The organism is Laspinema palackyanum D2c (assembly GCF_025370875.1).
GTDB classification, from domain to species: Bacteria; Cyanobacteriota; Cyanobacteriia; order Cyanobacteriales; family Laspinemataceae; genus Laspinema; species Laspinema palackyanum.
The window spans coordinates 26,380-40,292 of sequence record NZ_JAMXFD010000026.1 but is presented as its reverse complement, the minus strand read 5'-3'; the positions used below and the strand labels follow the sequence as shown (position 1 = coordinate 40,292).

General features: G+C 47.4%; 13 protein-coding genes. 9 read left to right on the top strand and 4 right to left on the bottom strand.

What is annotated here, in order from left to right; genetic code table 11:
- The first annotated feature begins 95 nt into the window (after positions 1-95).
- The gene (locus NG795_RS22575) at positions 96-2,798 is read left to right on the top strand and encodes a DEAD/DEAH box helicase (protein WP_367290890.1); all 2,703 of its coding nucleotides are present in this window, start codon (positions 96-98) and stop codon (positions 2,796-2,798) included.
- Between the two features lie 222 nt (positions 2,799-3,020).
- On the opposite strand, the gene NG795_RS22570 is transcribed toward NG795_RS22575, so the two are convergent.
- Positions 3,021-3,251, bottom strand: coding sequence for a DUF433 domain-containing protein (locus NG795_RS22570; protein ID WP_367290889.1), 231 nt, complete (start codon positions 3,249-3,251; stop codon positions 3,021-3,023).
- 161 nt (positions 3,252-3,412) lie between these two features.
- Between NG795_RS22570 and NG795_RS22565 the strand changes: the two genes are divergently transcribed.
- Positions 3,413-3,649, top strand: a complete 237-nt coding sequence (locus NG795_RS22565; RefSeq protein WP_367290888.1) for a hypothetical protein — start codon at positions 3,413-3,415, stop codon at positions 3,647-3,649.
- The gene (locus NG795_RS22560) at positions 3,634-3,996 is read left to right on the top strand and encodes a type II toxin-antitoxin system PemK/MazF family toxin (RefSeq protein ID WP_367290887.1); all 363 of its coding nucleotides are present in this window, start codon (positions 3,634-3,636) and stop codon (positions 3,994-3,996) included. Before NG795_RS22565 ends, NG795_RS22560 begins: the two co-directional genes overlap by 16 nt.
- Before the next feature lie 264 nt (positions 3,997-4,260).
- On the opposite strand, the gene NG795_RS22555 is transcribed toward NG795_RS22560, so the two are convergent.
- Positions 4,261-5,670, bottom strand: coding sequence for a tetratricopeptide repeat protein (locus tag NG795_RS22555; RefSeq protein WP_367290886.1), 1,410 nt, complete (start codon positions 5,668-5,670; stop codon positions 4,261-4,263).
- Between the two features lie 254 nt (positions 5,671-5,924).
- On the opposite strand from NG795_RS22555, the gene NG795_RS22550 reads away from it, so the two are divergent.
- The 5 genes from NG795_RS22550 to NG795_RS22530 all read left to right on the top strand — a co-directional run bounded on the left by NG795_RS22550 (position 5,925) and on the right by NG795_RS22530 (position 11,877).
- A complete protein-coding gene (locus tag NG795_RS22550; RefSeq protein WP_367290885.1) occupies positions 5,925-7,964 on the top strand; it encodes a DEAD/DEAH box helicase in 2,040 nt (679 codons plus the stop codon).
- A gap of 37 nt (positions 7,965-8,001) precedes the next feature.
- Complete coding sequence (locus tag NG795_RS22545) at positions 8,002-8,721, top strand: Uma2 family endonuclease (protein ID WP_367290884.1); 720 nt, start codon at positions 8,002-8,004, stop codon at positions 8,719-8,721.
- Positions 8,714-9,946, top strand: coding sequence for a GIY-YIG nuclease family protein (locus tag NG795_RS22540; protein ID WP_367290883.1), 1,233 nt, complete (start codon positions 8,714-8,716; stop codon positions 9,944-9,946). The genes NG795_RS22545 and NG795_RS22540 overlap by 8 nt, the downstream gene beginning before the upstream one ends.
- A 168-nt stretch (positions 9,947-10,114) precedes the next feature.
- The gene (locus tag NG795_RS22535; protein ID WP_367290882.1) at positions 10,115-11,422 is read left to right on the top strand and encodes an AAA family ATPase; all 1,308 of its coding nucleotides are present in this window, start codon (positions 10,115-10,117) and stop codon (positions 11,420-11,422) included.
- Complete coding sequence (locus tag NG795_RS22530; RefSeq protein WP_367290881.1) at positions 11,422-11,877, top strand: hypothetical protein; 456 nt, start codon at positions 11,422-11,424, stop codon at positions 11,875-11,877. Before NG795_RS22535 ends, NG795_RS22530 begins: the two co-directional genes overlap by 1 nt.
- A gap of 160 nt (positions 11,878-12,037) precedes the next feature.
- Here NG795_RS22530 and NG795_RS22525 read toward each other — a convergent pair whose 3' ends face one another.
- Positions 12,038-12,385, bottom strand: a complete 348-nt coding sequence (locus NG795_RS22525; protein ID WP_367290880.1) for a XisI protein — start codon at positions 12,383-12,385, stop codon at positions 12,038-12,040.
- Positions 12,373-12,789 carry a XisH family protein gene (locus NG795_RS22520; RefSeq protein ID WP_367290879.1) on the bottom strand — a complete coding sequence of 139 codons (417 nt, stop codon included), beginning with the start codon at positions 12,787-12,789 and terminating at the stop codon, positions 12,373-12,375. Before NG795_RS22520 ends, NG795_RS22525 begins: the two co-directional genes overlap by 13 nt.
- Before the next feature lie 230 nt (positions 12,790-13,019).
- Here NG795_RS22520 and NG795_RS22515 point away from each other — a divergent pair, with 230 nt between their 5' ends.
- On the top strand, positions 13,020-13,910 hold the full coding sequence (locus NG795_RS22515) for an Rpn family recombination-promoting nuclease/putative transposase (RefSeq protein WP_367290878.1): 891 nt from the start codon (positions 13,020-13,022) through the stop codon (positions 13,908-13,910).
- The last annotated feature ends 3 nt before the right edge of the window (positions 13,911-13,913 follow it).

The window sequence follows — 13,913 nt, the reverse complement described above, 5'->3', positions numbered from 1 at the left end:
CGACTGCTAACGAAAGCAACCGCTAGATTCAGATGAGCGACCCAGGCAAACCGATTTGAAAAAACAGTAAACAAAAGCACTAGGAATTTTTGGGCGTGAACAGTACCCCTATCTTGAAAAAATTTGAGTCAAACAACCTGTTTCCCTTTGCGTTAGATCGATTTCAGCATGAGGCGATCGCCGCCTTAGAAGCAGGCCGGTCCGTGGTGGTTTGTGCGCCCACGGGTTCAGGGAAAACCTTAATTGGAGAATACACCATCCACCGCGCCTTAAAACGGGGTGGACGAGTCTTTTACACCACCCCACTCAAAGCCCTCTCCAACCAAAAACTGCGCGACTTTCGGCAACAGTTTGGGGAAAACAACGTGGGACTACTCACCGGGGATATCTCCATCAACCGGGATGCAGCAGTCTTGGTGATGACCACGGAAATTTTTAGAAATATGCTCTATGGCACCTCCATTGGGGCCGTGGGGACTTCCTTGCATGGGGTTGAGGCGGTGGTTCTGGACGAATGCCACTACATGAACGATCGCCAACGGGGAACCGTCTGGGAAGAATCGATTATCTACTGTCCTCCAGAGATTCAGCTTGTGGCCCTCTCGGCCACTGTTGCCAATGCGGGACAGTTAACCGAGTGGATCTCCCAGGTACATGGGCCCACCCAGTTAATTTACTCCGACTATCGACCCGTTCCTCTGGAATATTACTTTTGCAGCGCCAAGGGATTATTTCCCCTGCTGAGTAAAGACCAGACAAAGATTAACCAGCGCCTGATTAAAACCCCAGGCAAAGGTAGAGGGTCCAGTCGAGACGAACCGGGGTTAATTGAGTTATTGACCCATTTGCACGAAAAGGATATGCTTCCGGCGATTTACTTCATCTTCAGTCGTCGGCGGTGTGATGATGCAGTAACCCAAGTGTCTGACCTGAGTCTGGTGACGCCGAAAGAAGCGGCCCAACTGCACAAACGAGTCCATGAATTTTTAGCCAAAAACCCAGAAGCGGAACGCACGGGACAACTGCAACCCCTGCTGCGGGGAATTGCGGCCCATCATGCCGGAATTCTGCCCGCTTGGAAAGGATTAGTCGAAGAACTCTTTCAGGCGGGTTTAATTAAAGTCGTGTTTGCTACAGAAACTCTGGCGGCGGGGATTAATATGCCTGCTAGAACCACAGTGATTTCCAGTCTGTCCAAGCGCACCGATGATGGACATCGACTCTTAAAAGCCTCTGAATTCCTGCAAATGTCCGGTCGCGCCGGTCGTCGAGGGATGGATGAACGGGGGTATGTGGTCACGGTTCAGACCCGGTTTGAAGGGGCAAAAGAAGCGTCTTACTTAGCCACTGTGGGACCGGACCCGTTGGTGAGTCAGTTTACTCCCACTTACGGGATGGTCTTAAATCTGCTGCAAACCCACACCTTAGAAGAAACCAAAGAACTGGTGGAATCGAGTTTTGGGCAGTATTTGGCAACCCTGCATCTGCAACCGAAACTGCAAGATATTTCCAAACAAACCCAGGAACTGGCAACCCTCAAAAAGCAGCTACAAGGGGTGGATGAGGACCTGTGCAAGGGATATCAGAAATTACGAGAGCGGATGAAGGTGGAACGGCAACTGCTCAAAACCCTGGAGGAGCAAGCTTTAGAATCCACTCGGACGATCGCCGCTCAAGCGCTGCCGATGGCTGAACCGGGACAACTGCTCAGTCTCAAAGGCCGTCATATTGTTACGAAAGAGCCTATTTTGGCAGTTTTGGTGGCAAAAGCGCCGGGACCGGGGAAATCGCCGATTTTGGTCTGTCTGAGTCAAAGCAATCGCTGGTATGTGGGGACCGGACTGGATGTGGTGGAATTGCATGAACCGCTACCGAAGTGGAATCAATTTGAATCCCCGTTACCCCCGGGAGAATTGGTCCTGAAACCGGGACAATCGCGCAAGGGGAATGAAGATACAGCGGCGATCGCTCAGTTGATTCCCAGTTCAGTGCCCACCTTTTATGCGCCAGAAGTGGCGGAACAGGAACGGCGAATTGCGGCCCTGGATGGTCAACTCAAGGACCATCCTCTCAATCAATATGGACATCCGGGCACCCTGGTTAAACATTTCAAACGCTATAAAAAGCTAGAAAGCGACCTATCTAAGGTTAAAAACAAGCTGGATAGCCATCTCACGGCGCACTGGGAAGAGTTTCTGGATTTGATTAATATTCTCCAACAGGTGGGATGTTTACGACAGTTGGAAACCCAAACCGATGGGGATGAAGATGCGATTGAAAATCTGACCTTTGAGGTGACTTCCTTAGGGGAAAGTGCGGCAGCGATTCGGGGAGATAACGAGTTATGGTTGGGATTGGCCCTGATGTCCGGCTGTTTAGAATGGTTAGAACCCCATCAGTTTGCTTGTGCTTGTGCCGCTTTGGTGACAGAGGTTTCCCGTCCGGATAACTGGACGAATTATAATCTGTCCCGAGAGGTGGATGGGGCGTTGTCGCAACTGCAAGGAGAACGACGGAAACTGTTTCAACTGCAACACCGGCATCGGGTGACCCTACCGATTTGGTTAGAACGACAATTAATTGCGATCGTTGAAGAATGGGCGCTGGGAGTGGAATGGACCGAACTCTGTGCGAATACGAGTTTGGATGAGGGGGATATTGTGCGAATGTTGCGCCGGACTTTGGATTTCTTGTCGCAGATTCCTTATGTTCCCCACATTTCTGAAGGGTTAAAGGTGAATGCCTATCGGGCGATTCAACTGATTAATCGCTTCCCAGTGAATGAGACGGTGGATTAAGCAATCGTCCGGTGAGTCGTGCCTGTTTTAAGTGGGTTTAATCCCTTGAAGCAATTGTAGGGTGGGCAGATGGGCAGAGCCCACCCAGATGAGGCTAAATCATCGGGAGATATGAATTAGTACAATTCCAGGCGATCGAGCAAAGTGCGATCGATAAACTGTTGAATAGTTTGGACTCCAGCCTGCCAGATTCGTTCAACCTTAGTGGGTCGAATAGAAGCTTCAGAGACCACTTACCACAGCAATTAGGCGGCGCTCTCGGTCTGCCGCAAACTCCACACAAGCTTTGATGTCTTCCTCAGTTAACTCTGGAAAATCATCTAAGATTTCTGCATGGGACATTCCTGCTGCCAACCAACCCAATACATCATACACGGTAATTCGCATTCGGCGAATCCCCGGCTTGCCCCCTCGTTTACCGGGTTCGAGGGTAATAATATTTCGGTAGCTCATAGCTAAGTCAAGTTTAGGGGTTTTGTTTAGTCTAGCTTAAAGCGTTTCCCCGAAACAGATGTTAGCATAGCCGGGAGCCGAAGGGCTATAGCCTGCCTACGCGGGCGTCGAGAGAAAATCGACGTTGTTGATGAGCCGTTTCGTTCGAGAGGATAGAGAAGGTGAAAGAATATACATTTAAACTGGATGATTCAATCAGCCAATTTGTTGAACAATTCCAAGACTATGGGTTTCAAGATTCGAGGGCGCTTGTTATGGCAGCCCTGCAACGATTCCAATCGGCTTTAGAATCCGCTAAATTACAGGAATCAGCCGCCCTTTATGCGGAAATCTATGAAGAAGAACCCGAGTTACAAGCACTAGCTGAAGCTGGGTTAGAAGAATGGCCGAAAGAATAAAACTCCATCGGGGTATAATTATTGATGTTAATCTTAACCCCACCCAAGGTTCAGAAACTGGAAAAATTAGACCTTGGATTGTAGTTACAAATAACACCTACAATGAGCGAGTACCCGTTATTCAAGTTGTCCCGATTACGGCATGGAGCGACAAAAAAGCTCGGATTATAACAAATGTTGAGATTTTGCCCTCGGCAGGGAATGGATTGATTAAACAATCTATTGCAGATTGCTTGCAAACCCGCCCGATTGATTATCGCTCTCGCTTGGTTGCCATTCGAGGTGAACTTGAACCTGAAGTTTTACTACAAATTGATAATGCTCTGAGAATTGTGTTTGCTTTGTAAAAAATAGGAATAAAGATGTAACAACATCGCTCGCTCATTTCGTTCAAAATTTGGCAAGTTTGTGACTGCCAAATTGCCTAATCTAAAACTATTTCGTTCCCCTATTAACCTAATGATTGCGATGCATCTGTGAAGTACAGATTGTAGGGGCGCAATGCTTGCGCCCGTAAGGGCGCAAGCATTGCGCCCCTACAAATACAGCTTTACGCCGCTCGTTTTTATAGATTTATCACTACCGTATTCCGTATAAAACATTAATATCAATTACCGCCTGCGACGACTGCGGGATCTTCCTCCACCCGTGCGAGAGGGGGTGCGAATGGAGGTGGAGTTCCGTTGCGGGGTGGGGACGTTCACTGCACCGGAATTCCTGGATCTTCTTGGGGGGACATAGTAATGAATTTCATTGCAGGGATTTCCCCAAGCGTCCCAGCATTCTTGATAGTCTTCCTGCTCGCTTTCATCGAGATTTGATGCCGTTGTTGCTTGCAAATAATCGATGATTTTTTGCGCTAATTGATGATTTTGGGTATCCCCTTGCTGCGAAAACAGTTGAGCGGCTTGCTGGAAGTCTGCCATCGCTGCGGAGGAGTTTTGTAGCGCATAGTGAGCGCCACCTCGTTCCAGATAGGCTTGAGCATAATTGGGCTGGTTTTGAATGGCGAGATTGTAGTCTTCTAGGGCTTTTTCCTCATTCCCGAGTTCATAATGAGATAAACCTCGGTTGTAGTAGGCTTCGGCTAAGTTAGAATTGAGTTGGATGGCTTTGTCGTACTGTTGAATGGCTTGGAGATTATTTCCAAGTTCTGAGTAAGCGATTCCCTGTCCGATATAGGCTTCCGGCTGGCTGGCATTGAGGGCGATCGCCTGCTTATAATATTGAATCGCTCGCTGGTAGTCTCGTTTACTGATTTCCGCAGCGCCTCGATTATTGAAGTCTACAGATTTTTGAGCAGTTGCCATTCGGTTGTTGATGTTGGCAAGATTAGTCCGATAGCTCGATAACTTTTGTTCTGCGGTTGAACTAACGATGGTATCCGGTGAAATGCTTTCTAATTGCCCGATCGCCTGTTGCCATTTCTCCCGTGCTTTTGCCCAAGTTTGCACCGGATGCGGCGGATTTTGAACCAGCACTGCCGCTTCCATTGCTAGAGTTTCGGCTAGTTTGAGGCGTTCTGTTGCGGTTAGGTCCAATTGTACCGTCGTTTGGAGCGATCGCATTTGGGGTAAATTAGCCTGGGCTTGTTGATAGTTGAATCCCGGTAAATTAGGAGTTTTTTCTAGGATAGCCGTTGCGGTTTGCAGGGTTTGGCGATGCTGTTTCAGGAGGTCAATATCTACGGTTTTTTGCGCTGTTTCTATGTCAGTGCCAATCGTGGTTGAGGTAGTGAGCGCCCATTGCTGGACCTTGAATGCGGCGATCGCACTTCCTGCCAGCGCCAATCCCAACAAGGCGATCGCGGCGATGAATGCTTTGGGTTTCCTCGAAGAGGGCGAGGCGGCTGGATTTGGTACCACTTGCGGGCGCTCGTCTGCCTCAGTGTGCGCCGATTCTACTGCCGGTGGCGGTGCGATCGCCTCCGGCAACTGCGCTAACTTTAAATCCATCTCCATCGCCTGACGCAACTGCTGCAACTCTAACTCAATCTCAAAATCCTTACCCTGTTGATCCATTTTTCCTACCGCCTGCTCGTTGGTCTATGGAACGCCTACCCGAATTTGGGATATCCTGATTTTACTGTGGTTGGGACTGACAAAATGCATCAGTTTTTGACTTGAGGGAGTTAAAGTAGGTCTTTAACAACCGGATTTGGTATTAACTCCCATTTCGAGGGAGTCGGATGCCTCGCTCATTGCGTTCAAACCTTGGCAAGTTCGTCACTGCCTAATTCCCTAACCCTAAACTATCCCGTTACCCTATTCGCCTAATGCTTGCAATCCCCTCCGTTTCCGTTGCTTATGCCCAGAATGGCAGTTCCACCCGCCTCAGTGAACTGGGGATGCGCCCCATGCAAGAAAGCGCTTACCAGAAACGGGGTGAACAATATTTGCTGATTAAATCTCCTCCTGCCTCTGGGAAAAGTCGGGCGCTGATGTTTATTGCTTTGGATAAGCTGGAAAACCAGAAGCTCAAACAAGCGATTATTGTGGTTCCAGAGAAGGCGATCGGGGCTAGTTTTCAAGATGAACCCTTGAGGCAGTTTGGCTTTTGGGCGGATTGGCACGTTGAACCCCGGTGGAACCTCTGCAATGCACCGGGGACCGATGGCGGTAAAGTGGAGGCGGTGAAAACCTTTCTCGAAAGTGAGTCTAAAGTGCTGGTTTGCACCCATGCTACGTTCCGATTTGCGGTGGATAAATTTGGGGTGGAAATGTTGGACGATCGCCTGATTGCTGTAGATGAATTTCACCACGTTTCCTCGAACCCAGACAACAAGCTGGGGGACCATATCCGCCAACTTATGACTCGCGATAAAACTCATATTGTCGCGATGACGGGTTCTTATTTTAGGGGCGATGCGGAAGCGGTCCTACATCCTGAAGATGAATCCAAGTTTCAAACCGTTACCTATACCTATTATCAACAACTTAACGGCTATCAATATCTGAAGCAACTGGATATTGGTTACTATTTTTACTCGGGGAACTATACTGATGAAATCATGGAGGTACTTAATCCCAACGAGAAAACTATCCTGCATATTCCAAATGTTAATTCCCGGGAGAGTACCAAGGACAAAATCCGCGAAGTGGAACATATCATTGAGGCCCTGGGGGAATGGCAGGGCACTGATCCAAAAACCGGATTTCAACGGGTAAAAACCGCCGAGGGCAAGATTCTGAAGGTTGCCGATTTGGTGGATGATGACCCCAGCAAGCGGGATAAAGTCGCTGCTGCTCTCAAAGACCCTACTCAGAAAAATAACCGCGATTGGGTGGATATTATTATTGCCCTGGGGATGGCTAAAGAAGGTTTTGATTGGATTTGGTGCGAACACGCTTTAACCATCGGGTATCGCTCTAGTTTGACCGAAATTGTGCAGATTATTGGGCGGGCGACTCGGGATGCACCGGGTAAAACCCGCGCCCGGTTTACGAACCTGATTGCGGAACCGGATGCCAGCGAAATGATGGTGACTGAGGCGGTGAATGATACGATTAAGGCGATCGCCGCTAGTCTGCTGATGGAACAGGTCCTCGCGCCGCGCTTTGAGTTCAAACCCAAGCGCCCGGAGAATCAACCCACTCCCGGCTTTGACTATGGGGATAATGGCTACGATCCGAATCGCTGCAATCTGGGCGTGAATCCTGAAACCGGGGAAATTCAGCTCGAAATTAAGGGGTTAACTGTGCCGAAAAGCCCGGAAGCCGATCGCATCTGTCGGGAGGATTTAACCGAACTGGTGACGGCTTTTGTGCAAGATAAACAGACGATTGAGCGGGGTTTGTTTGATGAGGAGTTGGTGCCCGAGGAACTGACTCAAGTGCGGATGGGAAAAATTATTAAAGAGAAATTCCCCAACCTGGATGAAGGCGATCGCGAAGCGGTCCGGCAACACGCGATCGCCGCTCTCAATTTGGTTCAACAAGCTAAGAAAACGAGCAACGAAGGGGACGGGATAGCGGCGAAAAACACCGCCCTGATTGATGGGGTGCGCCAGTTTGCCCTATCGGTAACCGATTTAGATATTGATTTGATTGACCGGATTAATCCGTTTGGGGAAGCTTATGCGATTCTGGCTAAATCCATGAGTGAAGAACGGTTAAAACTGGTAGCAGAGGCGATCGCCGCCAAGCGAATCAATCTCACCCTGGAAGAAGCACGAGAGTTAGCAAAACGGGCGGTGCGGTTCAAACAGGAAAAAGGCCGGTTGCCGTCCCTCACTGCCGTCGATGTTTGGGAAAAACGGATGGCGGAAGGGGTTGCCTTCCTACAACGGAAAGCGAAAGAAGAAAACAATGGCTAATATTCAGTTGTCCGCAAATATCATCAGGAGGTGACAGATGACTCTCTCCCTAGAAAAATCCACCCCAGCCAACTCCATCCTCCAGCGCCATAACGCCACCTGGCAAGACTATGTAGCCATCCGGGATGACGAGGCTATAGACTGGCGAAAAATCTCATTTTATCAAGGATGGTTGTGGGTAGATAGGGGTACAGAAGGACCAAATCACGCTTCTTTCAGTGATTTGATGACCATGATTTTCTTTGTTTGGGTATTCCTGCACCCTGAGTTTGTCTTGCAATCTTATGGACGTTGTGTCATTGAACGCCCCGATACCCACGCCTGTGCGCCAGATTTAGTGCTGTACAAGGGCGATAATATTCCGAAGTGGCAACCCGGTGAACCGCCTTGGATTGAGTTGAGTCGCCACCGTTTGCCCGATTTGGTGGGGGAAATTGCGGATACCACTCTCAGTCTGGATCTGGATGAACAAAAGCAACTCTACGCCAGCTTAGGGATTCCTGAATATTGGGTCGTTGATGTGAAAGGACAGCGGATTTTTGCCTTTGGGTTGACGGAATTGGGGCATTATGAAAGGATTGAGCAGTCTCAGGTGTTGACGGGTTTAGCGATCGCCCTCCTAGAACAAACCCTAGAACGACTCACCACCGAAACCAACACCGCTGCCGCCAGTTGGTTAATCCAACAGTTACAAAATCCGCCACAACCACAGGAGGGGATGGGTGAGTCTGAACAGGAGGAGAACAGAAATGCCTAAGTCTACACCGAACAAATCTACCACTGATGAAGATTTAGCACTGCTGGCTGAATTGGGGTTGGATATCACCCCGGAAGCACCCAGCCAACATTCTCCTAGAGAAGAGCGGATTATTGCAGGTTTTGAGGAAATTGAGCGGTTTGTCGCGGAAAAAGGCCGATTGCCTCAACATGGAGAAGATGGCGATATTTTTGAGCGTCTCTATGCGGTGCGACTTGATCGCCTGCGGGAATCGGCAGAATGTCGCGCCCTCTTGGAAACTCTGGACTCCCGAGGGCTTTTAAAGGCGGAAAATGATGCCGGTTTTACCCTAGAACCTGATCTAGAACCGGACCAGATTGATGCGGCGCTGCTGGCTGAATTGGGGGTTGATGCTGAGTCTGGGAATGAGATTACTCAGCTTACTCATGTGCGATCGCGTCAAGAAATCAAAGCAGCAGAGGAAGTTGCCCAGCGGTTTCCTTGCGAGGATTTTGATGAATTTAAAGCCATGTTTGCAGAAGTTGCCCGTCAGTTAAAGACTGGGGAACGGCAAACGGTGAAATATCAGGATAATGCCACGATTAATCCCGGGGATTTGTTCATTTTGGATGGACAAAAAGTTTTAGTGGCTGAGATGGGAGAGATGTTTATCAGTGAGTATGGGCTTAAAAATTGCCGGATGCGGGTGATTTATGACAATGGCACTGAGAGCAATCCTCTGTTTCGCTCCTTCCAGCGCGCTTTAAATAAAGATAAAACGAGCCGTCGCATCACTAAGCTGGATTTAGGTCCGTTATTTTCGTTTCAATCTGAACCCGAAGTTGAGGCAGAACAGGAATTAGCCACGGGCTATATTTATGTGTTGCGGAGTCAGGCGGATCATCCTTTCATTGCTCAGAATCGCTCTGTGATTCATAAAATTGGCGTGACGGGAGGGGATGTTAAAAAGCGAGTTGCTAACGCGAAGACTGACCCAACCTATTTGTTAGCTGATGTAGAAATTGTGGCTACTTTTAAATTAGAAAATATTAACCGGAAAAAACTGGAGGCGCTCCTTCAGAAGTTTTTCGCCAGCGCTCGATTGGATTTGGAATTGCGCGATCGCTTTGATACGCCAGTCAAGCCTAGGGAGTGGTTTATCGTGCCTTTGGCAGCCATTGAGGAGGCGATTAACAAAATCCAGGACGGTACCATTGAGCAATTCCGCTATGATCGGGAAACCGCCAGTTTGACGAGAGTCTGATCATCAACTTGAGCCAGAAGGAGCAATAAGAATGACCAGATGGCACAATTCACGAGTATTCTTCTCTCGAATAAGTGGCCTCTCATAGGTTCCCCCACGGACATTTCTCAAGGGGTTTTGTGAACAGGTCAAGTTTAATATTTTAACTCACCCACCGAGTGAACTTCAATGATTACAGAAATAGAGTTAAAAGATTTTAAAAGTTATAAATCGGCGACATTGCACTTAGGGCGGCTCACGGTCTTGATTGGGGCCAATGCTTCGGGAAAAAGTAATGTCATTGAAGCCTTACGGCTTTTATCTCGACTTGCTACGGGGGAACGGCTGGGATTGCTCAGAAATCCTCAACAAAAAGGAGAGACTTTCTTTCGCGGCAATGTCGAACATTTGGGATACCGAGGGAAACATACATTTCAACTGGCTTGCTTGACCAATCATCCCGATTGGGAACGGTTTGAGATTCAACTTGGACTTAGTTCAGACACCCATTTGCAGGTCACTCAAGAACGGATTATTAGTTCAGATTCTAAGGTTCCCTTGTATGAAATTACCAGTGAACCGCAAGGGGCAGGTAGTGATATTTTTGTGACTTATAATAATTTTGCGAGAGGCGGTAAAAAACCGAGTCTGGTTTGTAGTAGTCATCTAGCGGTTTTTACCCAACTTTTAAGTGCGATTCGATTTCGACCGGAAAATATCAAAAGTCGAGAAATTATCCCCGAGGTTTGCGAAACTTATGTCCGTTGGTTGAGTGGAATTGTGTTTTTAGAGCCGGAACCGAGTTTGATGAGAGAATATGGGCACAAAACGGATCAGGTTTTGCGAGAGAAAGGGCAAAATTTATCTGGAGTTATTTATAATTTATGCCAATCTCCAACTTCTAAGCAGGTGGTGTTGGATTTTGTTCGGAGTCTCCCCGAACAGAATATTGAGGATATTAGTTTCCTGGAAACACCTCGGGATGAGGTGATGTTAGAACTCACTGAAACCTTTGGAGGCGTGGCGACTCCTTATGATGCAGCACGACTTTCTGATGGAACTCTGCGAGTTTTATCCATTGCAGCGGTATTACTTTCTGCACCGGAAGAAAGTTTGGTGGTCATTGAAGAAATCGATAATGGTGTACACCCCAGTCGGGCGAGTGCTTTAATGTCTCGGATGGCTGAACTTGCGCGACAACGTAACCTCCGTATTCTTATTAGTAGTCATAATCCAGCTTTATTAGATGCTCTTCCTGATGAAGCAATTCCTGAAACTGAATTGTGTTATCGCAGTCCGGATGATGGGTCAAGTCAGTTAATTCGGTTGCAAGATATTCCGGATTACCCGGAACTCATTGCTCAAGGTTCAGTGGGTCATTTAATGACTCGCGGGCTGTTAGAACGGTTTGTAAAGCAGCATCCAGGCGCTGAGATAAAAAAACAGCAGGCTTTAGACTGGTTGACTTCCCTGAATTCGAGGGTAGAGGTTCAGTGATGGCGGATGTTGCGATTGTCGATACGTCGGTTTTCTGTAATGTCCTGAATATTCCTAAATTGAATGATGAGCGAGAGAAAATCATAGAAGAACTCAGGCAATTTTTGGAAAAAGGAACTAATTTGCTGTTACCTATGGCTGTGGTTTATGAAACTGGAAATCATATCGCTCATATCAGTAAGGGTAATTTGCGCCGACAATGTGCCCAGTTTTTTGTCGAGCAAGTTGAACAGGCGATCGCCGGGGAAACCCCTTGGACGGTGATGCAGGTTCCCACATTGGATGAAGTGAAACTCTGGTTGACGGGTTTTCCAGATTCAGCAACCGAAGGGAAGGGAATGGCAGATCTATCCATTGTCCAGGAATGGGAAAAATCGAGGCGCTTATTTCCCAATCGTCGGGTGTTTATTTGGTCTTTAGATACTCACCTTCAGGGATATGATTCCCATCCTTAAGCGGTTTAAGAGGAAGGCAGCAATAGAACCGACAATGCGATCGCGAAAGTTTTTGCCCGCAATTGTATGATGGTGAAGCCACCGAACCGCTATGTGGGCAATGCCCACCCTACTCCTTCGGTTTTTGGGAATATTATTATGCCTCCCTGGTTGCTCTATTTTAGTCTACCGCATAATCGCTCATTTTTCGCATAAAAGGCGGATAAAATCCCAGCACAATATCTTGTTTGGGGACACCCAAATTGACTAAATCTTCCGCAACATCATGCTCGGTTGAATTGCAAAAAATCCAAAATTTCTCATTGCGGATATCTAAATGGATGACACTCTGATGAATCCAGCGCTGATGGTGCCAACCGAAATGGACTATTTGATAATGATTTCGTTGGGTATCAAAAATAGTTTCAACCTCAATCTCACCATAAGCTGGCTTACTTTTGGCATACTTCATCAACAATTGTTGCACAATTTGTTGGTAAGTTTTTAATTTATCGGTCACTCCTTCCATAGCAAAATTCGCTCCAATTCAATATCGTAAACCATGAGTTTTACGGAATTTTCTTGCAGCATTGATGCTGGAAATTCCCTCTGAAAGAATGTGTGATAGACTAGATTTGGGATAGCCAGATAGAGAATGCGATCGGGGTCTTCACGGCGTAAAGCAGCCCGATAGTTAATAAACTGCCCCAAGGCGGTATGAAACTCTGAAATTGCCGATGCCCTCGCCAAAAAACTTTTGACTTCCACCGCAATTTTATCATGTCCGCGCTCTGCTGCTAGTAGTCGTTCTGCCCCTAAGTCAATCTCCATATCTACCCCACCGACTTTAATCTCAAGGGGATCGTGGGTGACAGTCCACCCATCTGATTCGAGAGCCTTCTTAACCACTTGATGAAAACGATCCTTAGCCATAATAGACGATCGCCTAAACCCGATTCTATCCAAACTTATCATACAAAGCTATCATCGCGATCGCCCCGTAGGCACTTACCCACCTTCTCCTTTAACAACCGAATAGAATAGTATGATGGTGAAGCCACCGAACCGCTATGTGGGCAATGCCCACCCTACTAGATCGAGGTGGCACTCCTGAAGACCCAACTCATGCTAAAATTAGTTAAAAAAATTTGGGTAGGCTGTCTATGAGATTTATTAACCCCAAAACTGACTACGCTTTTAAAAAAATCTTTGGTTCGGCACAAAGCAAGAACATCTTAATCAGTTTTCTCAATGCTTTGGTCTATGATGGCAATTCGACTATTCAAGATTTGGAAATCATTAATCCTAATTTGCCTCCTCAACTGGAAGGGTTAAAAGATACCTATTTGGATGTTAAAGCCCAGCTTAATGATGGCACATTTGTGATTGTTGAGATGCAGGTTTTGAATGTGCAATCTTTTGGGAAGCGGGTGTTGTTTAATGCGGCTAAAACCTATGCGTTTCAACTGCAACGGGGACAAGGGTATCGATTCCTGAAGCCGGTGATTGCTTTGACTTTAACGGATTTTGAGATGTTTCCGGGACAGAATCAATTGATTTCCCGTTTTGTCTATCGCGAGAAGTCTGAAGGCTGGCATTACCCTGAGAATGAGATGGAGTTAGTTTTTGTTGAATTACCGAAGTTTACCAAAGAACTGGATGAGCTGGAAACCCTGACGGACAAATGGATTTATTTTATGAAGTTTGCCCGATCGCTCACTTCGATTCCGGACAATATGGATGATATCGCCGAACTCAATCAAGCTTTTGAAATTGCCAATCAAGCGGGATTAACCCTAGAAGAATTAGAAGAGGTGGAACGGCGGGAAATGTTTATTTATGACCAACAGGGTGCGATCGCTTTGGGACTCGAACAAGGACTGGAACAAGGACTCCAGCAAGGACTCGAACAAGGACTCGAACAAGGACTCGAACAAGGAAAACGTGACGTGGCGCGCAACTTATTGGGTCAACTGAATGATGAGGCGATCGCCCAAGCTACTGGATTGAGTTTCGAGGAAATTGCCGCCTTACGCCAAGAAATGAATGATTAGACA

Bases quoted from the DNA above. Each gene is read 5' to 3' on its own strand.
- NG795_RS22570 (WP_367290889.1), bottom strand. From the start codon at position 3,251: ATGAGCTACCGAAATATTATTACCCTCGAACCCGGTAAACGAGGGGGC.
- NG795_RS22560 (WP_367290887.1), top strand. From the start codon at position 3,634: ATGGCCGAAAGAATAAAACTCCATCGGGGTATAATTATTGATGTTAAT.
- NG795_RS22555 (WP_367290886.1), bottom strand. From the start codon at position 5,670: ATGGATCAACAGGGTAAGGATTTTGAGATTGAGTTAGAGTTGCAGCAG.
- NG795_RS22550 (WP_367290885.1), top strand. From the start codon at position 5,925: ATGCTTGCAATCCCCTCCGTTTCCGTTGCTTATGCCCAGAATGGCAGT.
- NG795_RS22545 (WP_367290884.1), top strand. From the start codon at position 8,002: ATGACTCTCTCCCTAGAAAAATCCACCCCAGCCAACTCCATCCTCCAG.
- NG795_RS22540 (WP_367290883.1), top strand. From the start codon at position 8,714: ATGCCTAAGTCTACACCGAACAAATCTACCACTGATGAAGATTTAGCA.
- NG795_RS22535 (WP_367290882.1), top strand. From the start codon at position 10,115: ATGATTACAGAAATAGAGTTAAAAGATTTTAAAAGTTATAAATCGGCG.
- NG795_RS22530 (WP_367290881.1), top strand. From the start codon at position 11,422: ATGGCGGATGTTGCGATTGTCGATACGTCGGTTTTCTGTAATGTCCTG.
- NG795_RS22525 (WP_367290880.1), bottom strand. From the start codon at position 12,385: ATGGAAGGAGTGACCGATAAATTAAAAACTTACCAACAAATTGTGCAA.
- NG795_RS22520 (WP_367290879.1), bottom strand. From the start codon at position 12,789: ATGGCTAAGGATCGTTTTCATCAAGTGGTTAAGAAGGCTCTCGAATCA.
- NG795_RS22515 (WP_367290878.1), top strand. From the start codon at position 13,020: ATGAGATTTATTAACCCCAAAACTGACTACGCTTTTAAAAAAATCTTT.